At 68.8% G+C, this 22566-nt stretch carries 27 protein-coding genes; 23 read left to right on the top strand and 4 right to left on the bottom strand.

Going from position 1 to position 22566, the window contains the following annotated elements:
• The first annotated feature begins 4 nt into the window (after nt 1-4).
• Entirely contained in the window at nt 5-1222 is a 1218-nt protein-coding gene (gspF, locus tag BDI24065_RS29900) for a type II secretion system inner membrane protein GspF (protein ID WP_011350485.1), read from the top strand.
• Between the two features lie 35 nt (nt 1223-1257).
• Here the strand turns inward: gspF and BDI24065_RS29895 are convergent, their stop codons facing one another.
• Nucleotides 1258-1668 carry a type II secretion system protein N gene (locus BDI24065_RS29895; RefSeq protein ID WP_174940276.1) on the bottom strand — a complete coding sequence of 137 codons (411 nt, stop codon included), beginning with the start codon at nt 1666-1668 and terminating at the stop codon, nt 1258-1260.
• 175 nt (nt 1669-1843) lie between these two features.
• Here BDI24065_RS29895 and gspG point away from each other — a divergent pair, with 175 nt between their 5' ends.
• Genes gspG through BDI24065_RS29855 form a run of 8 tightly spaced genes read left to right on the top strand, consistent with a single transcriptional unit; the run spans nt 1844 to nt 7878 of the window.
• Entirely contained in the window at nt 1844-2296 is a 453-nt protein-coding gene (gspG, locus tag BDI24065_RS29890) for a type II secretion system major pseudopilin GspG (RefSeq protein ID WP_089438894.1), read from the top strand.
• A gap of 39 nt (nt 2297-2335) precedes the next feature.
• Entirely contained in the window at nt 2336-2905 is a 570-nt protein-coding gene (locus BDI24065_RS29885) for a GspH/FimT family pseudopilin (protein WP_175034282.1), read from the top strand.
• Nucleotides 2906-2907: 2 nt separating this feature from the next.
• Complete coding sequence (gene gspI, locus BDI24065_RS29880) at nt 2908-3369, top strand: type II secretion system minor pseudopilin GspI (RefSeq protein ID WP_368040799.1); 462 nt, start codon at nt 2908-2910, stop codon at nt 3367-3369.
• A gap of 7 nt (nt 3370-3376) precedes the next feature.
• Complete coding sequence (locus BDI24065_RS29875) at nt 3377-4036, top strand: PulJ/GspJ family protein (RefSeq protein ID WP_409951369.1); 660 nt, start codon at nt 3377-3379, stop codon at nt 4034-4036.
• A 2-nt stretch (nt 4037-4038) separates the two neighbouring features.
• A complete protein-coding gene (gene gspK / locus BDI24065_RS29870) occupies nt 4039-5169 on the top strand; it encodes a type II secretion system minor pseudopilin GspK (protein WP_175034281.1) in 1131 nt (376 codons plus the stop codon).
• A gap of 26 nt (nt 5170-5195) precedes the next feature.
• Complete coding sequence (gspL, locus tag BDI24065_RS29865) at nt 5196-6554, top strand: type II secretion system protein GspL (protein WP_175034280.1); 1359 nt, start codon at nt 5196-5198, stop codon at nt 6552-6554.
• Entirely contained in the window at nt 6551-7057 is a 507-nt protein-coding gene (gene gspM / locus BDI24065_RS29860; protein ID WP_175034279.1) for a type II secretion system protein GspM, read from the top strand. The genes gspL and gspM overlap by 4 nt, the downstream gene beginning before the upstream one ends.
• 32 nt (nt 7058-7089) lie before the next feature.
• The gene (locus tag BDI24065_RS29855) at nt 7090-7878 is read left to right on the top strand and encodes a type II secretion system protein N (protein ID WP_175034278.1); all 789 of its coding nucleotides are present in this window, start codon (nt 7090-7092) and stop codon (nt 7876-7878) included.
• 22 nt (nt 7879-7900) lie between these two features.
• Here the strand turns inward: BDI24065_RS29855 and BDI24065_RS29850 are convergent, their stop codons facing one another.
• Nucleotides 7901-9463, bottom strand: coding sequence for an efflux transporter outer membrane subunit (locus tag BDI24065_RS29850; protein ID WP_175034277.1), 1563 nt, complete (start codon nt 9461-9463; stop codon nt 7901-7903).
• 270 nt (nt 9464-9733) lie between these two features.
• The gene (locus tag BDI24065_RS29845) at nt 9734-10018 is read right to left on the bottom strand and encodes a multidrug ABC transporter ATPase (RefSeq protein WP_175034276.1); all 285 of its coding nucleotides are present in this window, start codon (nt 10016-10018) and stop codon (nt 9734-9736) included.
• A gap of 174 nt (nt 10019-10192) precedes the next feature.
• Here BDI24065_RS29845 and BDI24065_RS29840 point away from each other — a divergent pair, with 174 nt between their 5' ends.
• Both BDI24065_RS29840 and BDI24065_RS29835 read left to right on the top strand, forming a co-directional pair.
• The gene (locus BDI24065_RS29840; protein WP_175034275.1) at nt 10193-10684 is read left to right on the top strand and encodes a MarR family winged helix-turn-helix transcriptional regulator; all 492 of its coding nucleotides are present in this window, start codon (nt 10193-10195) and stop codon (nt 10682-10684) included.
• Nucleotides 10685-10861: 177 nt separating this feature from the next.
• Complete coding sequence (locus tag BDI24065_RS29835; protein ID WP_175034274.1) at nt 10862-12424, top strand: DHA2 family efflux MFS transporter permease subunit; 1563 nt, start codon at nt 10862-10864, stop codon at nt 12422-12424.
• 60 nt (nt 12425-12484) lie between these two features.
• On the opposite strand, the gene BDI24065_RS29830 is transcribed toward BDI24065_RS29835, so the two are convergent.
• The gene (locus tag BDI24065_RS29830; RefSeq protein ID WP_175034273.1) at nt 12485-13411 is read right to left on the bottom strand and encodes a LysR family transcriptional regulator; all 927 of its coding nucleotides are present in this window, start codon (nt 13409-13411) and stop codon (nt 12485-12487) included.
• Between the two features lie 139 nt (nt 13412-13550).
• Between BDI24065_RS29830 and BDI24065_RS29825 the strand changes: the two genes are divergently transcribed.
• From BDI24065_RS29825 to BDI24065_RS29770, 12 genes are all read left to right on the top strand, one after another.
• Nucleotides 13551-14027, top strand: coding sequence for a CidA/LrgA family protein (locus BDI24065_RS29825; RefSeq protein WP_175034272.1), 477 nt, complete (start codon nt 13551-13553; stop codon nt 14025-14027).
• 13 nt (nt 14028-14040) lie between these two features.
• A complete protein-coding gene (locus tag BDI24065_RS29820) occupies nt 14041-14763 on the top strand; it encodes an LrgB family protein (RefSeq protein ID WP_122944028.1) in 723 nt (240 codons plus the stop codon).
• Between the two features lie 244 nt (nt 14764-15007).
• Nucleotides 15008-15544, top strand: a complete 537-nt coding sequence (gene fliL, locus BDI24065_RS29815) for a flagellar basal body-associated protein FliL (RefSeq protein ID WP_175034271.1) — start codon at nt 15008-15010, stop codon at nt 15542-15544.
• A gap of 22 nt (nt 15545-15566) precedes the next feature.
• Nucleotides 15567-16565 (top strand): flagellar motor switch protein FliM, encoded by a 999-nt coding sequence (gene fliM, locus BDI24065_RS29810; protein ID WP_175034270.1) that lies wholly within the window; start codon nt 15567-15569, stop codon nt 16563-16565.
• Nucleotides 16558-17049 (top strand): flagellar motor switch protein FliN, encoded by a 492-nt coding sequence (gene fliN, locus BDI24065_RS29805; protein WP_011350466.1) that lies wholly within the window; start codon nt 16558-16560, stop codon nt 17047-17049. Before fliM ends, fliN begins: the two co-directional genes overlap by 8 nt.
• Nucleotides 17046-17624 carry a flagellar biosynthetic protein FliO gene (fliO, locus tag BDI24065_RS29800; protein WP_175034269.1) on the top strand — a complete coding sequence of 193 codons (579 nt, stop codon included), beginning with the start codon at nt 17046-17048 and terminating at the stop codon, nt 17622-17624. Before fliN ends, fliO begins: the two co-directional genes overlap by 4 nt.
• Before the next feature lie 36 nt (nt 17625-17660).
• On the top strand, nt 17661-18422 hold the full coding sequence (gene fliP / locus BDI24065_RS29795; RefSeq protein ID WP_046550042.1) for a flagellar type III secretion system pore protein FliP: 762 nt from the start codon (nt 17661-17663) through the stop codon (nt 18420-18422).
• A gap of 19 nt (nt 18423-18441) precedes the next feature.
• Nucleotides 18442-18714, top strand: coding sequence for a flagellar biosynthesis protein FliQ (gene fliQ, locus BDI24065_RS29790; protein WP_006491272.1), 273 nt, complete (start codon nt 18442-18444; stop codon nt 18712-18714).
• 23 nt (nt 18715-18737) lie between these two features.
• Nucleotides 18738-19520, top strand: a complete 783-nt coding sequence (gene fliR / locus BDI24065_RS29785) for a flagellar biosynthetic protein FliR (RefSeq protein WP_175034268.1) — start codon at nt 18738-18740, stop codon at nt 19518-19520.
• Between the two features lie 166 nt (nt 19521-19686).
• Nucleotides 19687-20691: an ABC transporter substrate-binding protein gene (locus BDI24065_RS29780; protein WP_175034267.1), complete on the top strand. Its 1005-nt coding sequence runs from the start codon at nt 19687-19689 to the stop codon at nt 20689-20691.
• 121 nt (nt 20692-20812) lie between these two features.
• Nucleotides 20813-21610: an ABC transporter ATP-binding protein gene (locus BDI24065_RS29775; RefSeq protein ID WP_175034266.1), complete on the top strand. Its 798-nt coding sequence runs from the start codon at nt 20813-20815 to the stop codon at nt 21608-21610.
• Between the two features lie 37 nt (nt 21611-21647).
• Complete coding sequence (locus tag BDI24065_RS29770) at nt 21648-22505, top strand: ABC transporter permease (protein ID WP_174940302.1); 858 nt, start codon at nt 21648-21650, stop codon at nt 22503-22505.
• Nucleotides 22506-22566: the final 61 nt, after the last annotated feature.

Here is a 22566-nt window from a genome sequence, read left to right as displayed (position 1 = left end):
CGCGATGCCGGCATTCCGTTTCGAAGCAATCGATTCGGCGGGACGCGCGCAGAAAGGCGTCATCGATGCCGACAGCGCACGTGCCGCGCGCGGCCAGCTGCGCACGCAGGGGCTCACGCCGCTCGTCGTCGAACCGGCCGCCAGCGCGACGCGCGGCGCGCGGTCGCAGCGGCTCGCGTTCGGCCGCAAGCTGTCGCAGCGTGAACAGGCGATCCTCACGCGCCAGCTTGCGAGCCTGTTAATCGCGGGGCTGCCGCTCGACGAGGCGCTCGGCGTGCTGACCGAGCAGGCCGAGCGCGACTACATTCGCGAACTGATGGCCGCGATCCGCGCCGAGGTGCTCGGCGGCCATTCGCTCGCGAATGCGCTGGGCCAGCATCCGCGCGACTTCCCGGAAATCTACCGTGCGCTCGTCGCGGCGGGCGAGCACACCGGCAAGCTCGGCATCGTGCTGTCGCGCCTCGCCGACTACATCGAGCAGAGCAACGCGCTGAAGCAGAAGATCCTGCTGGCGTTCACGTATCCGGGGATCGTCACGCTGATCGCATTCGGCATCGTCACGTTCCTGCTGAGCTATGTCGTGCCGCAGGTCGTCAACGTGTTCGCGAGCACGAAGCAGCAGTTGCCGGTGCTGACGATCGTGATGATGGCGCTGTCGGATTTCGTGCGGCACTGGTGGTGGGCGATCCTGATCGCGGTCGTGCTGATCGTGTGGTTCGTGAAGGCGACGCTGTCGCGTGATGGGCCGCGCCTCGCGTTCGACCGCTGGGTGCTCACCGCACCGCTCGCGGGCAAGCTCGTGCGCGGCTACAACACGGTGCGCTTTGCGAGCACGCTCGGCATCCTCACCGCGGCGGGCGTGCCGATCCTGCGCGCGTTGCAGGCGGCCGGCGAAACGCTGTCGAACCGCGCGATGCGCGCGAACATCGACGACGCGATCGTGCGCGTGCGCGAAGGCTCCGCGCTGTCGCGCGCGCTGAACAACGTGAAGACGTTTCCGCCGGTGCTCGTGCACCTGATCCGTTCCGGTGAAGCGACGGGCGACGTGACGACGATGCTGGATCGCGCGGCCGAAGGCGAAGCGCGCGAGCTCGAGCGTCGCACGATGTTCCTGACGAGCCTGCTCGAGCCGCTGCTGATCCTGGCGATGGGCGGCATCGTGCTCGTGATCGTGCTGGCCGTGATGCTGCCGATCATCGAGCTGAACAACATGGTGCAGTGACGGCCTGACCGTTGGTCGGGCCGTCGCCTTCTGCTTCAGCGCACGTAGATCGCCGGGGACGGCGTGTTGGCGGGAAGCTGGACTTCGGTGCGGGCGCCGTTGCGCTCGACGATGATCGAGCGGGGGCGGACTTCGGCGAGCTTCGCGCCGGACGTGACGTCCGCGCCGAGCGACACGGCGCGCGGCGGTTCACCGCCGACACCGACGATCGCGGCGCCGCCGTGGTCGAGCGCGAGGATGCCGAACAGGTGGATGTCCTGCACGGGATTCTTGTCGAGCTGACCGCCGAAGAGCGCCGCGGCGTCCTCGGTGCGGATCGGCAGCCGCGCGGCGGCGGCGGGCAGCGGCGCTTCACGGGCTGACAGCGTGACGACCCAGTAGGTGGCCGTCGCGCACAAACCCGCGAAGAGGGCTAGGGAGAGGATCCGGATCGAGAGCGCGTTCATGCGCGCTATTGTACGGATGTATGTGAAATTTGCGTTGGGTGAAAGCCCTCGGCAATGCGCGCCTTACAATGCGTGCTCCGCGCCCGCGGGTTCGGAAGGTTGCCGACAGGCAATCGTCCGGTGCGCCGGGTGCGTCACCCGACCAACGACATTTTTTGGAAAGAGGTAGTCAGTCATGCAAACGTGGATCACTCGCCGCAACGCGGCCGTGCGTCGTCAGCGCGGTTTCACGCTGATCGAGATCATGGTGGTGGTCGCGATCCTCGGGATCCTGGCGGCGCTGATCGTGCCGAAGATCATGAGCCGCCCGGACGAGGCACGCCGCATCGCCGCGAAGCAGGATATCGGCACGATCATGCAGGCGCTCAAGCTGTACCGGCTCGACAACGGCCGCTACCCGACTCAGGAGCAGGGTCTGAACGCGTTGATCCAGAAGCCGTCCACCGATCCGATCCCGAACAACTGGAAGGACGGCGGTTATCTCGAACGCCTGCCGAACGATCCGTGGGGCAACGGCTACAAGTACCTGAACCCGGGCGTGCACGGCGAGATCGACGTGTTCAGCTACGGCGCCGACGGCAAGGAAGGCGGCGAAGGCAACGATTCCGACATCGGTTCGTGGCAATAAGCCTTCACTGACCGACCCGACGCTTCGTTCCCGTTCTTCATGCTCGCCATTCGCACGACCTCCCGCTGCGGCCGCGATCGCCGTGCGCGTCGCGGCGCGGCTTCGTCCGTACCGGCGCGTGCCGACGGCGGGCAGGCGTCATACGTGGCGCGGCGTCATCGCGCACGCGGCTTCACGCTGCTCGAGATGCTGGTCGTGCTCGTGATCGCGGGGCTGCTCGTGTCGCTCGCGTCGCTGTCGCTCACGCGCAATCCGCGCACCGACCTGCGCGAGGAAGCGCAGCGCATCGCGCTGCTGTTCGAGACCGCCGGCGACGAAGCGCAGGTACGTGCCCGGCCGATCGCGTGGCAGCCGACCGCACACGGCTTCCGTTTCGACGTGAGCTCGCCCGACGGCTGGCGCACGCTGCGCGACGACCTGCTGCGCCCGCGTGACTGGGACGGTGGCGTCACGGGCGCCGACATCGACTATCCGGGGTCCGACACGCATGCGAACCGCGTCGTGTTCGGCACCGAGAGCATCGACACGCCGGTGCGCGTGACGCTGCATTCTGCCGTCGGCAGCGCGACTATCGTCGGCACCGGCAACGGCCGCTACGAGGTGCAATGACGATGCGTCGTCGCCTGCCCTTCCCCGTTGCTTCATCGCGCCGCCCTTCCTCGAGGGGGCTTTCTTCGGCCCACCCCTGGAGTACCTCCTCCGGCGCGCGCGGTTTCACGATGATCGAAGTGCTGGTCGCGCTCGCGATCATCGCGGTCGCGCTCGCCGCGTCGATCCGCGCGGTCGGCACGATGGCGAACAACGCGTCCGATCTTCATCACCGGCTGCTCGCCGGCTGGAGCGCCGACAACGCGCTCGCGCAGATGCGCCTCACGCATGCGTGGCCGGAGATCGGCGAACAGAGTTTCGACTGCTCGCAAGGAAACGTGCAGCTCGTCTGCACGCAACGCGTGAGCACCACGCCCAACCCGGTGTTCCGGCGCGTCCGGATTTCGGTGAGCATGCCCGGGCACACCGGCGTGCTCGCACAGATGGTGACGGTGGTCGCGAATGAAACCAGCCGTCCGCTCTGACGCGCCGATGCGCCGCCCGCTCGCCCGCCCCGCCCGCGGCTTCACGCTGATCGAGCTGATGATCGCGATCGCGATCCTCGCGGTGGTCGCGATCCTCGCGTGGCGCGGGCTCGACCAGATCATGCGCGGACGCGACAAGGTTGCGGCCGCGATGGAAGACGAGCGCGTGTTCGCGCAAATGTTCGACCAGATGCGCATCGACGCGCGGCTCGCCGCGACCGACGACGAGGCCGGCCAGCCGGCGATCGGCGTCGCCGGCAATACGCTGCAGATCGTCCGCGAACTCGAAGTGCCGGGCGCTGCGCCGCGACTGCAGGTGGTCCGCTACCGGATCGCCGGCGGGCGCGTCGTGCGCTATGCGTCGCCGCCGATCGACGACGCGAACCGGTTGCGCAGCGTGCTGAAGGACAGCAGCGTCGAAGGCTGGAGCTGGGTCGCGCTGATGGGCGGCGTCGGCGCGATCGACGCGAAGCTGTACGTGCCGCGCGTGGGCTGGACCACCAACCTGCAGACGGCCAACGACGCGCTCGCGCAGAACAACGATGCGCTCAAGGTGCCGCAGCTCGGCAACGCGCCGCCTGCGCGCGCGGTGACGGGGCTGCAGGTCAGCATCGGCGCGACGTCGCTGCGCGTGCCCGTCACGCGCATCTTCCTCGTCGGGGAATGACGATGCGCGCGCGCCCTCACCGCTCATTGCTTGCCGCGCGTGCCGCCGGTTGCGCACGGGCACGCGGCCGCCAGCGCGGCGCGGCGATCATCACCGCGCTGCTCGTCGTCGCGCTGTCGGCGATCCTCGTCTCGGGGATGCTGTGGCGCCAGCAGGTGCAGATCCGCCGCATCGAGAACCAGCGCGTGCTCGCGCAGGCGCAGTGGGTCGCGCGCGGCGCGCTCGACTGGACGCGGATGATCCTGCGCTCCGAAGGCGACACGGCGCCCGGCATCACGTATCTGGGCGGCATCTGGGGTGTACCGATCGCGAAGACGAAGCTGTCGGACTTCCTCGGCCGGATCGGCGCGCCCAACGACAATGGCAGCGAAGACACCTATATCTCCGGCTCGATCGAGGACGCGCAGGCGAAGTTCAACCTGCGCAACCTCGTGGCGTCGCCGGCGCCCGGCGTGCTGCAGTTGAATGTCACGCAGGTCCAGGCGTTCCAGCGCCTGCTGACGACGCTCGGCTACGACGGCGCGTTCGCGAAGCGCATCGCGCTGCAGGTGCGCGCGAGCCTGCTGAATTCGGCGACGCGTTTCCAGATGCCGACGCTGCCGGGTGGTGGCACGGCGCCGCCGATCACCGCGCCGGTGACGACCGATCAACAGGGCGGCGGCGGCTTCACCGACGATCCCGGCATGACGGGCGGCGACCGCGGGCCGGCGCCGCTGATGATGACGGGCGTCGACAGCCTGCTCGATGTCGACGGCGTGACGCCCGAGATGGTCGCGCGGCTGCGCCCGTTCGTCACCGTGTTGCCGACCACGACGCCCGTGAACATGAACACCGCGCCGGCCGAGGTGATCGCGGCGCTGATGCCGGGGATGAGCGTGTCGTCCGCGCAGGCGCTCGTGTCGCGCCGCGAGACCGTGTTTTTCCGCAACGTCGGCGACGTGCAGCTCGCGCTGCGCGGCGCCGGTGCGCCGAACGTGACGCTCGACTCGAGCGTCATCGACGTCAATTCGAGCTATTTCATCGTGCATGGCCGGATTCAGCACGAACGCGCGGAGGTCGATCGCACCTCGCTCGTGTATCGTGATCCGACCACGCACTCGACACGGGTCGTGCGCATCCGCGACCAGCTATAACGACGCCAATCGGGAGAGGAGCTCTTGTGAGCACGTTGATTGTTTCTTTGCCGCCGCGCGAGCCTGCCGTGCCGTTGCAGGAATGGCAGTGGCCCGAGCTGCCGTTCACGCTCGTCGACAAGGCCGGCCATGTGCAGCGCGCCGGCCGCGCCGCGCTCGCGCTGCTGCCGCGCGCGAATGCGACGGTGCTGATCGTCGCCGCGCGCGACGTGCTGCTGCTGGCCGCGACCGTGCCGCCGTTGAAGGGACCGAAGCTGCGCCAGGCGCTGCCCAACATCGTCGAGGATCAGCTGATCCAGGATCCGCTCGGCTGCCATATCGCGCTCGATCCGGATGCGCTGCCCGACGGGCGCCGCGTGCTGGCCGTCGTCGATCGCGCGTGGTTCCGCACGATCTGCGAAGCGTTTACGGCGGCCGGCCACCGGCACCTGAGCGCGGTGCCCGCGACCCGCTGCCTGCCGGCGCCGCACGTCGCCGCCGCGCCGGCCGACAGCGAAGTCGATGCCGCCGCGGTTGCCGCGGACGCCGTCGACGTGCCGCCGGCCCGTCCGGCAACCGTGGCCGCGGTGCTCGGGCTTGCGACGTCGGTCGAATCGGTGCTCGTCGAGGCCGGCGCGCAGCCGGCTGCGACCGGTGCACCGCGCCTCGAACTCGCGGTCGCACGCGGTGCGCTCGGCGAAGGCTTCGCGGCGCCCGCGTCGCGCGCGGCCGGCACGCTGGCCGCGCTGGCGGGTGGCGGCGACGTCGAACTGTACGAACTCGGCGAGCCGGGCGCGGAGCCACGGCTCGCGTCGGTCGGCCGCGCCGACGGCCCGCTGCTGCCGGGCGCCGTGCCGCTGTCGTTCGACGCGTTCGCGCGACGCGCACTGACCGAGAAGTTCGACCTGTGCCAGTTCGAATTCGAATCGCAGCCGTGGCGCTTCGACCGCGCGACGGTGAAGCGCCTGCGCGTGCCGCTCGCCCTCGTCGCGGCGACGCTCGGCGTGGCGGTGATCGGGATGAACCTGCACTGGTGGAAGCTGTCGCGCGAGCGCGATGCGCTGTCCGCGCAGATCACCGAGACGCTGCTGTCCGCGTTCCCGAAGACGACGACGGTGCTCGATCCGCCCGCGCAGATGCAGCGCCAGCTCGACCAGTTGCGCCTGGCAGCCGGCGAGCTGTCGCCGAACGATTTCCTCGCGCTGTCGAGCGGGCTGTCGCGGTCGATGGGCGCGCTGCCGCTGAACGGCATCGCGTCGCTCGACTACCACGACCGGAAGCTCGACGTCGGCTTCAAGCCGGAGGTCAAGGTCGATCCCGATTTCACGCAGCGCCTCGCGCGTAACGGACTGTCCGGCGAAGTCGACAGCAACACGGGCAAATGGACGATCCGGAGCCGCTCATGAAGACGGAACAACTGAACCAGACGCTGGCCCAGTTCTGGGGCGAGCGTTCGCCGCGTGAAAAGACGCTGCTCGGCTGGGGGGGCACCGTGCTGGCGGTCGCGATCGCGTATTCGGTGCTGTGGTCGCCCGCGCAGGAAGGCCGCGCGCGGATCCAGCGCGAGCTGCCGACGATGCGCCGCGAGCTGGCGCAGATGACCGCGCAGGCGAACGAGGCGAAGTCGCTGACGGCCGCCGCGCAGGGCGTGGCACCGACCGGCCTCGCGCTGAAGGACGCGCTGACCGCATCGCTGTCCGATCACGGGATGCAGGGTGCGCAGGTGCAGATCGTCGGCAACGGCGTGCAGGTCCAGATGAAGAACGTGTCGTTCCCGGCGTGGACGCAGTGGCTCGACGATGCGCGCCGGCAGTTCAAGGTGCAGGTCGGCGAAGCGCATGCCACCGCGCTGAAGGACGACGGGCAGGTCGACCTGACGGCCGTGATGCAACCGTCTACGCAGAAATGACGCCGTTGGACGACGCAAGTGGCGGTCGGCCGATGAGGCCGGGAATCAAGCGGCTCGCCACCGCATTGCCGTGGGTACTGGCGGGCGGACTGGCGACGGCGGTGACGCTCGTCGCGCTCGCGCCGGCCGCGTGGATCGCGCCGCAGTTCGCGCGCGCGACCGGCGGGCATGTGAATCTCGTCGATCCCGACGGGTCGCTGTGGCACGGTTCGGGCACGCTGATGCTCGCGCCGGGGGCCGATCAGACCGCGGCGACGCTGCTGCCGGGCCGGGTCGAATGGACCACGCGCTTCTGGCCGCTGCTGACCGGGCGCGTGCAGATGCGCATGCGGCAGACCGAGGCGATGCCCGATGCGGTCACGCTCGATGCGACGTGGCGCGGCGCGGTGCTGTCGGCGGGCACGATGGCCGTGCCCGCGTCGCTGCTCGCCGGGCTCGGCACGCCGTTCAACACGCTCGACCTGCAGGGCGACGTGCGGCTCGGCTGGAGCGACTGGCGCCTGATCGGCAACAACGCGTTCGGCCAGCTGACGGTGACGATCGACTCGATGAGTTCGCGCGTATCGCGCGTGAAGCCGCTCGGTTCGTACCGCGCAGTGCTGCAGGCAAAGGGGGCCGGCGCCGATCTCGACCTGTCGACGACGCAGGGCCCGCTGTTCCTCGACGGCCACGGCACCTTCGGCCCGGGCCAGGGATCGTTCCGCGGCACCGCGCATTCGGCGCCCGAGCAGCAGGCGAACCTCGCGGGGCTGTTGAACCTGCTCGGCCACCCGATCGGGAACAACGAGGTGTCGCTGATCTTCGGCGACGCGCAGCGCTGACGCGCGCGTCGCCCTTTCCTTCCTACTTCTGCGCGAGCGGCGCGGCGACCGACGGTGCGGTGGCCGCGGGCGCGGCCGCACCGGACGCCGGCACGGGTGCAGGTGCCGCCATGTCGCCGTTCTCGCGCGTCATCTCTGCGACGTTCCAGCCGCCGCCGAGCGCCTTCACGAGCCCGACCGACGACGTCATCCGCTGCCCGGCGATCGTCGCGAGCTTCTGCTGCGCGGTGAACGCGGTGGTCTGCGCGGTCAGCACGTTCAGGTAGGCGACCGTGCCGGCCTTGTACTGGTTCGTGACGATCGCGAGCGAATGCAGGGCGCTGTCGACCGCCTGCCGCTGCACGTCGATTTCCTGCGCGAGGATGCGCTGCGACGCGAGGTTGTCCTCGACATCCTGGAACGCGGTGAGCACCGCGAGGCGGTACGCGGCGACGTCCTGGTCGTAGGTCGCGCGCGCGGCGTCGGTCTGCGCGGCGCGCAGCCCGGCGTCGAACAGCGTGGCCGCGAGCTGCGGGCCGACCGTCCAGAAGCGCGCCGGCAGCGTGAACAGCTGCGACCACACCGAGCTCTGGAAGCCGCCGGTGGCCGACAGCGTGAGGGTCGGGAAGAACGCGGAGATCGCAACGCCGATCTGCTCGTTCGCGGCCGCCGCACGGCGCTCGGCCGCGGCGACGTCGGGCCGGCGCTCGAGGATCGCGGACGGCACGTCGACCGGCGTGATCGGCGGCTCGGCCGTGAGCGGATTCGGCGGCAACGAGAAGGTGGACGCCGGTTCGCCGATCAGCGTCGCGATCGCATGCTCGTACTGCGCGCGGGCCACGCCATTGTCGATCGACGCGGCCTGCGCGCTCTGCAGCTGCGTCTGCGCCTGGATCACGTCCGCGCGTGCGGCGACGCCCTGCGCGTACTGGTTCTGCGTGAGTTTCAGCGACTGTTCGTACGACTTCACGGTGTCGTCGAGCAGCTTCTGCAGCGCATCGGACGTGCGCAGCTGGAAGTAGGTTTGCGCGAGCAGCGCTTGCTGCGACAGCCGCGCGTTCGCGAGATCGGCTGCGGCGGCCGCTTCGCCGGCGCGCTGCGCGCTGACGGTACGGCTCACCTTGCCCCACAGGTCGGGTTCCCAGCTCGCGTCGAGGCCGACGCTGTAGCTGTTGCTGATCGACGAACTGCTGCTGAAACTCGACGAACCCGACGACACCGACGTGCGCGGCGTGCGGGCGCGCGAGCCCGACGCGGTCAGCCCGACGGTCGGGAAATACGCGGCGCGCGCTTCGGTGACGAGCGCGCGCGCCTGCCGGTAAGCCGCCGCCGATTGCGCGATGGTCTGGTTCGACGCGTTGAGCCTGCCGATCAGCGCATCGAGCTGCGGATCGTTGTAGACCGTCCACCACGCGCCGCGGTCGGTGCGGTCGGCGGGCTGCGCGACTTTCCAGCCGGCCGGCGCTTCCTTGTATGCGGCGGGGATCGACGTGTCGGGCCGGTGATAGTCGGGCCCGACGGCGCAGCCGGCGAGCAGCACGGCCGTCGCGACGGCGACGGCGGCGCTCAGCGGGCGAAGGGCGCGCGGGAGGGAGGCGTACGGCATGGTGATTTTCCTGTCTGGGCGGGACATCCGGCGAGCGGTGTCGCGCGATGCGGTCGTCGTGCCGCTGGCGGACAAATGGTAACTGACGGCGGGAAAGCTGCGCAGCCCCAAGGGTACGGTGCGCGGGGACAGGAATGTGTTACCGGCGCGCGTGGCCGGTTTACCGGCCATTACGGCTCGCTGACGGGAAGACGGGCGTGCGCCGCCGGCCGTGCGGGGGCGCGGCCGGCGCTCGGTCGGAACAGTCAGGAAGGCGGGAGAAGCGCGATGTCAGTGGCAGCGCGCGGGCAGCGAGAGCGGTTCGGCGGCGGACCGCCATGTCGACGGCTCCGTCGCGGCCGGCTGGCCCGTGCGGCGAGCGCCGTCTTTCGCGTTGCGCTGCCGGCGATGATCGAACCATGCGAACCCGAGCGCCGCGAGCGAGCCGCCCGGGACCACCAGCATCGTCACGTACAGCGCGATCTTCCAGCCGCGGTGCGGCCCGGAAAACGCATGATGAGCGGTATCGGTCAGGTTGCGGCGCAGCGCGCCGGCGGCATTTTTCAGGAACAGCATCGCGAACATCCTCGGGGTGCCCGCAGCGCGGGCGCATCGGTCAGAACATCGTCTCCGGCAGTGCAACATGCACGTCGTAACTGGTTGCCTCAAATAATATTGACTAAGCAATCAATTTTCAAGATACTGGGCGCGTTTAAATCCGAAACGCACTATTGCTGCGCGCGCAATCGCATGACCGGCCGCCTCTACGATCCCGAGAACATCGCGCTGGAAACGAGCCTCGGCTATTACCTGTCGAAGGCGAAGCAGGCGCTCGTCGAGCGGATGGACCGTGCGCTCGAGCCGCTCGACCTCACCGCGCAGCAGATCGGCGTGATCCTGCTGCTGTCGCGCGGCTATGCGCGCACGCCGTTCGAGCTGTCCCGCAAGATGTCGTACGACAGCGGTTCGATGACACGGATGCTCGACCGGCTCGAACGCAAGGGGCTGGTCGCCCGCTCGCGCAGCGAGCAGGACCGCCGGATGATCGAGCTGACGCTGACCGAACGTGGCGCCGAAGCCGCCCGGGCGCTGCCGTCGCTGATCGCGAACGCGCTCAACGCGCAGCTCGACGGTTTCTCGGCTGACGAGCTCGTGACGCTCACCGGCCTGCTGCAGCGCTTCATCGCCAACGGGCCCGGCTCGACCGGTTGCCCGAAACCCGACGACGAAGCGGACAGCTGATGTGCGCGGAGGCCCCATGTCTAGGTTAAGCATTCGCTTATTTATCTGTCTGGGCAGAAGATGACAGGGCACGTGCTCCCCTTTTTCCCTTATCCGATCCACCCGGCCGGGCTGCGCTGCGGCGCACACCCGTGCGTTGTGCCGGCGCGTCGCGCGCGCCGCGTCTAGGAGATTCCGATGTCCGCCACCACGGCATCCGCCGCCGAACCCGCCGCTTCGCCCGCGCCGCTGTCCGGCGGCGCACTCGCGCTGCTCACCGTCGGGCTCGCGCTCGGCACCTTCATGGAAGTGCTCGACACGTCGATCGCGAACGTCGCGGTGCCGACCATTTCCGGCAGCCTCGGCGTCGCGACGAGCGAAGGCACCTGGGTGATCTCGTCGTACTCGGTGGCTTCCGCGATCGCGGTGCCGCTCACCGGCTGGCTCGCGCGGCGGGTCGGCGAGGTGCGCCTGTTCACGCTGTCGGTGCTCGCGTTCACGGTCGCGTCGGCGCTGTGCGGCCTCGCGACCAACTTCGAGACGCTGATCGCGTTCCGGCTGCTGCAGGGCCTCGTGTCGGGGCCGATGGTGCCGCTGTCGCAGACGATCCTGATGCGCAGCTACCCGCCCGCGAAGCGCGGGCTCGCGCTCGGGCTGTGGGCGATGACGGTGATCGTCGCGCCGATCTTCGGCCCGTTGCTGGGCGGCTGGATCAGCGACAACTACACGTGGCCGTGGATCTTCTACATCAACCTGCCGATCGGCATCTTCTCGGCGACCTGCGCGTATTTCCTGCTGCGCGGCCGCGAAACGAAGACGTCGAAGCAGCGGATCGACGCGATCGGCCTCGCGCTGCTCGTGATCGGCGTGTCGTGCCTGCAGATGATGCTCGACCTCGGCAAGGACCGCGACTGGTTCAACTCGACGTTCATCGTCGCGCTGGCGCTGATCGCGGTCGTGTCGCTCGCGTTCATGCTCGTGTGGGAGGCGACCGAGAAGGAGCCGGTGGTCGACCTGTCGCTCTTCAAGGACCGCAACTTCGCGCTCGGCGCGATGATCATCTCGTTCGGCTTCATGGCGTTCTTCGGCTCGGTCGTGATCTTCCCGCTGTGGCTGCAGACGGTGATGGGCTACACGGCCGGCAAGGCCGGCCTCGCGACCGCGCCGGTCGGGCTGCTCGCGCTCGTGCTGTCGCCGCTGATCGGCCGCAACATGCACCGGCTCGACCTGCGGATGGTCGCGAGCTTCGCGTTCATCGTGTTCGCCGGCGTGTCGATCTGGAACTCGACGTTCACGCTCGACGTGCCGTTCAACCACGTGATCCTGCCGCGGCTCGTGCAGGGGATCGGCGTGGCGTGCTTCTTCGTGCCGATGACGACGATCACGCTGTCGAGCATCCCCGACGAGCGGCTCGCGAGCGCGTCGGGGCTGTCGAACTTCCTGCGCACGCTGTCCGGCGCGATCGGCACCGCGGCCAGCTCGACGTTCTGGGAGAACGACGCGATCTACCACCATGCGCGGCTGTCGGAATCGGTGAGCGTGTATGCGCAGAGCACGACCGACTACCAGGGCGCGCTGTCGCAGCTCGGTATCGTCGGCCAGACGGCCAATGCGCAGCTCAACCAGCTCGTCACGCAGCAGGGCTTCATGATGGCGACCAACGACTTCTTCCTGCTGTCGGCGTTCATGTTCGGCGCGCTCGCGTTGCTCGTGTGGGTCACGAAGCCGAGGAAGGGGGCGGGGCCGGCGATGGGGCATTGACGGAGCGGCGGGCGGCCGTTGCGCCCGCCTCGTTCGTTTTACCGCCCGTCCCGGCGGGCGTCACTCCCGCGCCCGCAACCCGCCGAACGCCAGGTCGTCGCCGGGCGCGATCGGCAGCGTCGCCCGCGCCACTTCAAGCCACGCGCGCGCCGCGTGCGACAGATACCCCTTCTTCAGCCAGCCGAGCGCGATCGCCCACGTGATCTCCGGCTCGACGATCGGCCGGCACGTGAACTGGCCCGCGTCGAGCCGACGGCAATACGGCTCGGGCAGCAGCGCGATGCCGACCCCCGCATGCACGAGCGCGGCCATGAAATCCCAGTGGCCGCTGCGGCTCACGATCGACGGCGTGAAGCCGACCTTCCGGCACGCGTCGAGCACCGCGTCGTGCAGCGCGAGGCTTTCCGCGTAGAACACGAACGACTCGCGCGCGAGATCCGCGAGCGGCACGGCCGCGTGATCCTCCCAGCGCGACTCGCGCGGCGCGACGAGCCACAGCGGCGCGCGCACCATCGGCAGCCGCTCGAAGGTGCCGGGGTCGACCGGCTCCAGCAGCCCGCCCAGCTCCAGCTCACCCGACGTCAGCGCGGCCTCGATCATCCGCGCGCCCTGCTCGAACAGCTTCAGCTCGATGTTCGGATAGCGCTGCTTGTATGCGGCGATGATCGGCGTGAACAGCGAGCCGCCGAGCGGCGGGATCCCGATCGTCAGCTCGCCGCGCCCGAGCGTGCCGAGATCGTTCAGCTCCGACTGCAGTTGCGCCTGTGCGGCGAGCACGTCCTGGCCGCGCTGGAACACGATCCGCCCCGCGTCGGTCAGCACCATCTGCCGGCCGTCGCGCAGCAGCAGCGGCGAACCGATCTCGTCCTCCAGCGCCTTCACCATCTTGCTGATGGTCGGCTGGGTCACGAACAGCTTGTCGGCGGCCGCCGTGAAGCTCTGCTGGCGAACCACCTCGACGAAGTACCGCAGCGCGCGCAATTCCATCGATGTCTCCCCAAAATGGTGCGGCGATCAAAGGTGAATTCCGAATTGGAATGACAAGGATAGAGACAAGTCATTTTATTTATGGTTAGGGGAAACCCTATACTCCCACCATCAACGGAATATCTGTAGGGAGCCTGCCATGACCAAGCCGACCGCCGCACTCGCCGCCCGCCCCGCCGCTTCGGGCAGCATGGCGCACACGGGCCGGATCGCGCTGCAGGCCGCCGCGCTCGGCGTGCTGTGGATGGCGGTCGACTGGGCCGTGCGCAAGGTCGGGCTGCCGATCCCGTCCGGCGTGATCGGCCTCGCGGTGCTCCTCGTGCTGCTGTTCTCGGGCCGTGTCGCGCCCGCGTGGGTGAAGGACGGCGCGAACTGGCTGCTGTCCGACATGCTGCTGTTCTTCGTGCCGGCCGCCGTCGCGGCCGTGCAGTACGGCGGGCTGTTCCGCGAGGACGGCTGGCGCATCGCGCTGGTGATGCTCGCCGGCACCGCGTTCGTGATGGTCGCGGTGGCCGTCGCGGTCGACCTCGCCGCGAAGCTCGAGCGCCGGCTCGCCGCGCAGCGCGTATTCGCCGAACGCCGCCGCACGCGCCTGAGCGCCGCGTCCGCCCACTGAGCCGGAGCCTGCCATGCTTGCCGCATTGTCGAACCTGTCCGCCGACCAGGCGAACACCGCGATCTCGTTCGGCTGCTTCGTGCTGACGGTCGTGCTGTATTTCGCGTCGAAGCGGCTCTACGCGTACAAGAAGACGCTGCTGTTCTCGCCGCTCGTGTTCGTGCCGGGCGTGCTGGTGCTGCTCGTCCTGCTGACCGGCATCCCGTATTCGGTCTACTTCCGCGACACGCGCTGGCTGATGTGGCTGCTCGGCCCGGCGACGATCGCGTTCGCGGTGCCGATCTACGACTATCGCGACCTGATCCGCCGCCACTGGCTGTCGCTGTCGGTCGGCGTGGCAGTCGGGATCGCCGCAGGCGTGTGCGGGTCGCTGCTGCTCGCGAAGCTGCTGCACCTGTCGCCCGAGCTGCAGCGCTCGCTGATGACGCGCTCGGTGTCGACGCCGTTCGCGCTCGCCGTGTCGGACAAGATCCACGCACCGAAGGATCTCACCGCCCTCTTCGTGATCGCGACCGGCATCTGCGGGATGCTGCTCGGCGAGCTGGTGCTCGCGCTGGTGCCGATGCGCACGCGGCTCGCGCGCGGTGCGCTGTTCGGCGCGGCCGCCCACGGCGTGGGTACCGCGAAGGCACGCGAGATCGGCAGTGAGGAAGGCGTCGTGTCGAGCCTGACGATGATGATCGCCGGCGTCGCGATGGTGCTGATCGCGCCGCTCCTGACGCTGCTGCCGATCTGACCGGGCGGCCGGCGCCCGGCCAAACGCCGGCCCGGCGCGACCGTGCCCGCCGCCATCGGCGCGGCAGGCTCCGTGCGGCGGGAACGGCGCCTTCTCCCGGCCACGCACGCTTTGGCCGCCAGTCCGGTGGCCCTTTCCGCCCCCACTTACCCTGCATCCGGCCGACACCCGGCCGACAATCGGCTGAGATAGCCGCAAATCCCCCCTCTTTTCCGCCCATCGGGCTCGGCCCGGATGCCGAACAATGCATGCTACGAGACATCACGCACGCATTCACATGGCCTCCACGACCGCAAACCCGACCGCCGACAAGCCGACTTCGTCCGGCAAGTTCAAGCGCATCGCGCTCATCGCCGTCATCGCGCTGGGCGCGGCAGCTGCCGCAGCCGGCGGCATGTACGTGTTCCTGAGCAAGGAAGGCGTCGGCCATGCGAGCACGCCCGCCGAGCCGGCGCCGCTTGCCGCGCCGGTGTTCTTCCCGCTCGACCCGCTGACCGTGAACCTGCAGTCCGACGACGGCGCGCAGCACTACCTGCGCGTCGGCCTGTCGCTGAAGCTCACCGACCCGAAGGCGCAGGAGCAACTGACCGCGCGGATGCCGGAGATCCGTAGCCGGATCCTGCTCGCGCTGTCGAACAAGCATCCCGAGGATCTCGCGACGCCGGACGGCAAACGTTCGCTCGCGAAGGAACTGCGGGACCTGATCGAGCAGCCGACGCAGCCGGGCAACCAGCGCGCGAAGGTCGACGACGTGCTGTTCACCGAGTTCGTCGTCCAGTAACGCGGCCGCGAAAGGAGCGCGTATGGGTCACCAGGAGTTCATGTCCCAGGAGGAGGTCGATGCCCTCCTCAAGGGCGTCACGGGCGAAGCCGATGCAGTCGACGAGCAGCGCGACACATCGGGCGTCCGCCCCTACAACATTGCGACGCAGGAGCGGATCGTCCGCGGCCGGATGCCCGGCCTCGAGATCATCAACGACCGCTTCGCGCGCCTGCTGCGGATCGGCATCTTCAACTTCATGCGGCGCACGGCGGAAATCTCCGTCAGCCAGGTGAAGGTGCAGAAGTACAGCGAGTTCACCCGCAACCTGCCGATCCCGACGAACCTGAACCTGGTGCACGTGAAGCCGCTGCGCGGCACGTCGCTGTTCGTGTTCGACCCGAACCTCGTGTTCTTCGTCGTCGACAACCTGTTCGGCGGCGACGGGCGCTTTCACACGCGCGTCGAGGGCCGCGATTTCACGGCCACCGAGCAGCGGATCATCGGCAAGCTGCTGAACCTCGTGTTCGAGCACTACACGACCGCGTGGAAGAGCGTGCGGCCGCTGCAGTTCGAATTCGTGCGCTCGGAAATGCACACGCAGTTCGCGAACGTCGCGACGCCGAACGAGATCGTCATCGTCACGCAGTTCTCGATCGAGTTCGGGCCGACGGGCGGCACGCTGCACATCTGCATGCCGTACTCGATGATCGAGCCGATCCGCGACGTGCTCAGTTCGCCGATCCAGGGCGAGGCGCTCGAAGTCGACCGCCGCTGGGTGCGCGTGCTGTCGCAGCAGGTGCAGGCCGCCGAGGTCGAGCTGACCGCGAACCTCGCCGAGATCTCGTCGAACTTCGAGAAGATCCTGAACCTGCGCGCGGGCGACGTGCTGCCGCTGGAAATCGAGGACACGATCACCGCGAGGGTCGACGGCGTGCCGGTGATGGAATGCGGCTACGGAATTTTCAATGGTCAATATGCGTTGCGCGTGCAGAAGATGATCAGCGCGGGCGACTCGATGAAGGAAGGTGGATATGAGTGAGCTGAACCAGACGCCCGAGGACGACGCACAAGCGATGGCCGACGCGGCCCTCGCGGCCTCGGCCGCCGCCGCGCAGGCGGCACCGGCCGCGGCGGAAGAAGATCCGGGCATGGACGACTGGGCGGCCGCGCTCGCCGAGCAGAACCAGCAGCCGGTGCAGGCGGGCGCGACGGGCGCCGGCGTGTTCCAGCCGCTGTCGAAGGCCGCCGCAAGCTCGACGCACAACGACATCGAGATGATCCTCGACATCCCGGTCAAGATGACCGTGGAGCTCGGCCGCACGAAGATCGCGATCCGCAACCTGCTGCAGCTCGCGCAGGGTTCGGTCGTCGAGCTGGACGGCATGGCCGGCGAACCGATGGACGTGCTCGTGAACGGCTGCCTGATCGCGCAGGGCGAGGTCGTGGTCGTCAACGACAAGTTCGGCATCCGCCTGACCGACATCATCACGCCGGCCGAACGCATCCGGAAACTGAACCGGTGAACGCAGCAAAGCCCGGCCGCCGCGTGCGCGTCGCAAGCGTGGCAGCGGCTGCCGCGGCCATGGCGGCGTCGCTTGCCTGCGCGCCGGCCGGCGCCGCCGACATGAACGCGGTGAACAACGCCGGGGCGATCGCATCGAGCGTGATGGTCGGTTCGGCCGCACCGTCGCTCGGCTTCGGCGCGGTGCTGCAGACGCTGGTCGGGCTCGCGGTCGTGATCGGTCTCGTGTTCGCGTGCGCATGGCTCGCGCGCCGCTTCGGCTTCCAGCATGCACGCCGCGGCGGCCCGCTGAAGGTCGTGTCGAGCGTCGCGGTCGGTGCCAAGGAAAGCGCGACGATCGTCGAGATCGGCGACACCTGGCTCGTGCTCGGCGTCGCGCCGGGCAACGTGCGCTTGCTGCATACGCTGCCGGCCGGTTCGGCAGCGGCCACCGCGACCGTGGCATCGACCTCGGCCGACGCGCCCGCCGGCGCCGCAGCGTCCGAAGGCGGCCTGCCCGGCACGTTCGGCTCGCGGTTTCGCGACGCGCTCGCGGGCGAAGCCGCGAAGCGCCTCGGTCGCGGCAAGGACCGCTGACATGGCGCCGCGCCCTCTTTCCGACCCCGCATTCCGATGAAACACGCATTCCTGCATCGCGCGGCGCGCTTCGCGCCCGTGCTGATCCTCTGCCTCGCGCCTGCGCTCGCTTATGCGCAGGCGAACGGCCTGCCCGCGTTCAACGCGAGCCCGGGCCCGCACGGCGGCACCACGTATTCGCTGAGCGTGCAGACGATGCTGCTGCTCACGATGCTGTCGTTCCTGCCGGCGATGCTGCTGATGATGACGAGCTTCACGCGCATCATCATCGTGCTGTCGCTGCTGCGCCAGGCGCTCGGCACCGCGACGACGCCGCCGAACCAGGTGCTCGTCGGCCTCGCGATGTTCCTCACCTTCTTCGTGATGTCGCCGGTGCTCGACCGCGCGTACAACGACGGCTACAAGCCGTTCTCCGACGGCTCGATGCCGATGGAGCAGGCGGTGCAGCGCGGCGTCGCGCCGTTCAAGACCTTCATGCTGAAGCAGACCCGCGAGACCGATCTCGCGCTGTTCGCGAAGATCTCGAAGGCCGCGCCGATGCAGGGGCCTGAAGACGTGCCGCTGTCGCTGCTGGTGCCCGCGTTCGTCACGAGCGAGCTGAAGACCGGCTTCCAGATCGGCTTCACGGTCTTCATCCCGTTCCTGATCATCGACATGGTCGTCGCGAGCGTGCTGATGTCGATGGGGATGATGATGGTGTCGCCGTCCACCGTGTCGCTGCCGTTCAAGCTGATGCTGTTCGTGCTGGTCGACGGCTGGCAGCTGCTGATCGGCTCGCTCGCGCAGAGCTTTACGTAAGCGGCGGAGGAACCGCACGATGACGCCCGAACAAGTGATGACCCTGGCGCACCAGGCGATGATGGTCGGCCTGCTGCTGGCCGCCCCGCTGCTGCTGGTCGCGCTCGCGGTCGGCCTCGTCGTGAGCCTGTTCCAGGCCGCGACGCAGATCAACGAGGCGACGCTGTCGTTCATCCCGAAGCTGCTCGCGGTCGCCGCGACGCTCGTGATCGCCGGCCCGTGGATGCTGACGACGATGCTCGACTACCTGCGGCAGACGCTGCTGCACGTCGCGACGCTCGGCGTCGGCTGAGCCTCACGCACCACCCGGCGGCGATGTTCTCGGTTACCTACGCGCAGCTCAACGGCTGGCTCACGGCGTTCCTGTGGCCGTTCGTGCGGATGCTCGCGCTCGTCGCGACCGCGCCCGTCGTGGGCCACGCGGCGGTGCCCGTGCGCGTGAAGATCGGCCTCGCCGCGTTCATGGCGCTGGTCGTCGCGCCTACGCTCGGCGCGATGCCGGACGTCACCGTGTTCTCCGCGCAGGGCATCTGGATCCTCGTCACGCAGTTCCTGATCGGTGCCGCGATGGGCTTCACGATGCAGATCGTGTTCGCGGCCGTCGAGGCGGCCGGCGACTTCATCGGGCTGTCGATGGGGCTCGGCTTCGCCACCTTCTTCGATCCGCACACGAGCGGCGCGACGCCCGTGATGGGCCGCTTCCTGAACGCGGTCGCGATGCTCGCGTTCCTCGCGGTGGACGGCCACCTGCAGGTGTTCGCCGCGCTCACCGCGTCGTTCCAGTCGCTGCCGGTGTCGGCCGACCTGCTGCACGCGCCCGGCTGGCGCACGCTCGCCGGGTTCGGCGCGGCCGTGTTCGAGATGGGGCTGCTGCTCGCGCTGCCGGTGGTCGCGGCGCTCTTGATCGCGAACCTCGCGCTCGGCATCCTGAACCGCGCGGCGCCGCAGATCGGCGTGTTCCAGATCGGCTTTCCCGTCACGATGCTCGTCGGGCTGTTGCTCGTGCAACTGATGATCCCGAACCTCGTGCCGTTCGTGTCGCACCTGTTCGACATGGGGCTCGACGCGATGGGCCGCGTGCTGACCGGCTGGCGCTGAGCGCATCCCGCCCCCGTCCCCCGCCTGTTCCGGCCCTCCGTTGCTGGAAAACCCCTAAAGGAATCGCCCGCCCGCGAAAGGTAGCGGAAGGTTTCGCCTCCCTATACTCGTCGTGACGATGCAGCAAGCATCGCGCCATACGAATACAACGAACGGAGACGACCCGATGCGACCCATCCTGCGCACCCTCGCCGTTGCAGCCAGCCTGAGCTGCGCGCTTGCCGCTCACCCCGCTTTCGCCGACGACGGCGGCAAGATCACGATCATGGTCGGCGGGATCGCGAAGCTCATCTACCTGCCCGCGCGGCTCACGCAGGAACTCGGCTACTTCAAGGCCGAAGGGCTCGACGTCGAGCTGCTGTCGCAGCCGGCCGGCGTCGACGCGGAAAACGAGCTGCTCGCGGGCGCCGTGCAGGGCGTGGTCGGCTTCTACGACCACACGATCGACCTGCAGAGCAAGGGCAAGGACGTGAAGGCGATCGCCGTGTTCGGCCAGGTGCCGGGTGAAGTCGAGATGGTATCGACCAAGGCCGCGCCGACCTTCAAGTCGATGGCCGACGCGAAGGGCAAGACGCTCGGCGTGACGGGCCTCGGTTCGTCGACCAGCTTCCTCACGCAATACCTCGCGCTGCAGCACGGCGTGCCGTCGACGCAGTACACGATGCTGCCGGTCGGCGCCGACGCGAGCTTCATCGCCGCGATCAAGCAGGGCCGCATCGACGCCGGGATGACGACCGAGCCGACCGTGTCCGCGCTCGAGAAGATGGGCGACGCGAAGGTGCTGGTCGACATGCGCACCGTCGAAGGCACGCGCGCAGCGCTCGGCGGCACCTACCCGGCCGCGAGCCTGTACGTGCAGTCGGCGTGGGCCGATTCGCACAAGGATCAGGCGGTCAAGCTCGCACACGCGTTCGCGAAGACGATGCAGTTCATCCACACCCACAGCGCCGACGAAATCGCCGCGAAGATGCCGGCCGACTACCAGAAGGACAAGGCGCTGTACGTGACCGCGCTGAAGGCGTCGCTGCCGATGTACACGGCCGACGGCAAGATGCCGGCGGACGGCCCGGCGACCGTGCTGAAGGTGCTGTCGGCGTTCAACCCGTCGGTGAAGGGCAAGCATATCGACCTGGCGCGCACCTTCACGAACGATTTCGTGAACGCGAAGTAAGCGAACCCGGTAGCGGCGCAGGCGGCGGCGATCCCGCCGCCGTGCGTTCCCCGTTCCGGCCCGGTTGACCGGCCCGGCGTCGCCACGATGCGACGCCCTCCTCACCCGCAGGACGAATGCGATGAACCAGGCAGTCTCCCCGAGCACACCGGCGATCGAGTTTCGCAACGTGTCGTGCCGCTTCATTTCGCCGGAAGGCAAGGCCACCGTCGCGTTGCGCGACTTCAGCATGAGCGTCGCGCGCGGCGAGTTCATCGCGATCGTCGGGCCGACCGGCTGCGGCAAGTCGACGACGCTGAACCTGATCACCGGGCTGCTCAAGCCCGTGTCGGGCGAGGTGCGCGTGATGGGCCGCCCGGTCGACGGGATCGATCCGCGTATCGGCTTCGTGTTCCAGGCCGACGCCGTGTTCCCGTGGCGCAACGTGATCGACAACGTCGCGGCGGGCCCGCTGTTTCGCGGCCGCTCGAAGGACGCCGCGTACGCGCAGGCCGAGGAATGGATCCGCAAGGTCGGCCTCGACAAGTTCACGAAGCACTACCCGCACCAGCTTTCCGGCGGGATGAGGAAGCGCGTCGCGCTCGCGCAGACCTTCATCAACCAGCCGGAAATCCTGCTGATGGACGAGCCGTTCTCCGCGCTCGACATGCAGACGCGCACGCTGATGCAGGACGAGCTGCTGCAGCTCTGGTCGGCGAACAAAGGGTCGGTCGTGTTCGTTACGCACGATCTCGAGGAGGCGATCGCGCTTGCCGACCGCGTGTTCGTGCTGACCGCGCGGCCCGCTACGCTCAAGCGCGTGTACGAGATCGACCTGCCGCGCCCGCGCGTCACGTCGGAGATCCGCTACGACACGCGCTTCATCGAAATTTCCAAGGACATCTGGCACGACCTGCGCGAAGAAGTGCAGATCGGCTGACGCATACGCTCAAGGCAAGGACAGCAAGGACAGGAGCATGACCGACATGACGCTTCCCCCCACCGCCATTCCGGCGACGACGCTCGAGGACGACGAGCGCGCCGCGCAACGCCGGCTACGCCGCCGGCGCAACCTGATCGTCACGCTGCGGATCGCCGTGCTGGTGATCGTGCTCGGCGGGTGGGAACTCGCCGCACGCCTCAAGTGGATCGATCCGTTCTTCTTCTCGATGCCGTCGCTGATCTTCGACCAGATCCAGGACTGGTTCGTGAACGGCACGTCGCAGGGCCCGCTGCTCACGCAGGTGTGGGTCACGCTCGAGGAAACCGGCATCGGCTTCCTGATCGGCTCGGTGGCCGGCGTGATCTGCGGGATCGTGCTCGGCCGCAACAAGCTGATGGCCGACGTGTTCGGCCTGTACATCCAGATCGCGAACTCGATCCCGCGCGTCGTGCTCGGCTCGATCTTCGTGATCGCGCTGGGCCTCGGGATGGCGTCGAAGATCGCGCTGGCCGTCGTGATGGTGTTCTTCGTCGTGTTCGGCAACGCGTTCCAGGGCGTGCGCGAAGCCGACCGCTACCTGATCGCCAACGCGCAGATCCTCGGCGCGTCGCGCCGGCAGATCACCACGGCGGTCGTGATCCCGTCCGCGCTGAGCTGGATTCTCGCCAGCCTGCACGTGAGCTTCGGCTTCGCGCTGGTCGGTGCGGTCGTCGGCGAATTCCTGGGTTCCAAGCAGGGCATCGGTTTGCTAATCTCCACCGCCCAGGGCGCGTTCAACGCGAGCGGCGTATTCGCGGCGATGATCGTGCTGGCGGTGGTCGCGCTGGCCGCCGACTACCTGCTGACGTGGCTCGAGAAGCGGCTGCTGAAGTGGCGCCCCGCGGCGTTCTGAACGCCGCAGACGGACGCTTGACATGACACCCCCGACCGCGCCGGCGCCCCCGGCGCGGTTC

It is taken from the genome of Burkholderia lata (genome assembly GCF_902499025.1).
Taxonomy (GTDB): Bacteria; Pseudomonadota; Gammaproteobacteria; order Burkholderiales; family Burkholderiaceae; genus Burkholderia; species Burkholderia lata_C.
The sequence above is the reverse complement of the archived record's forward strand: the minus strand, read 5'-3'. Positions and strand labels throughout refer to the sequence as shown.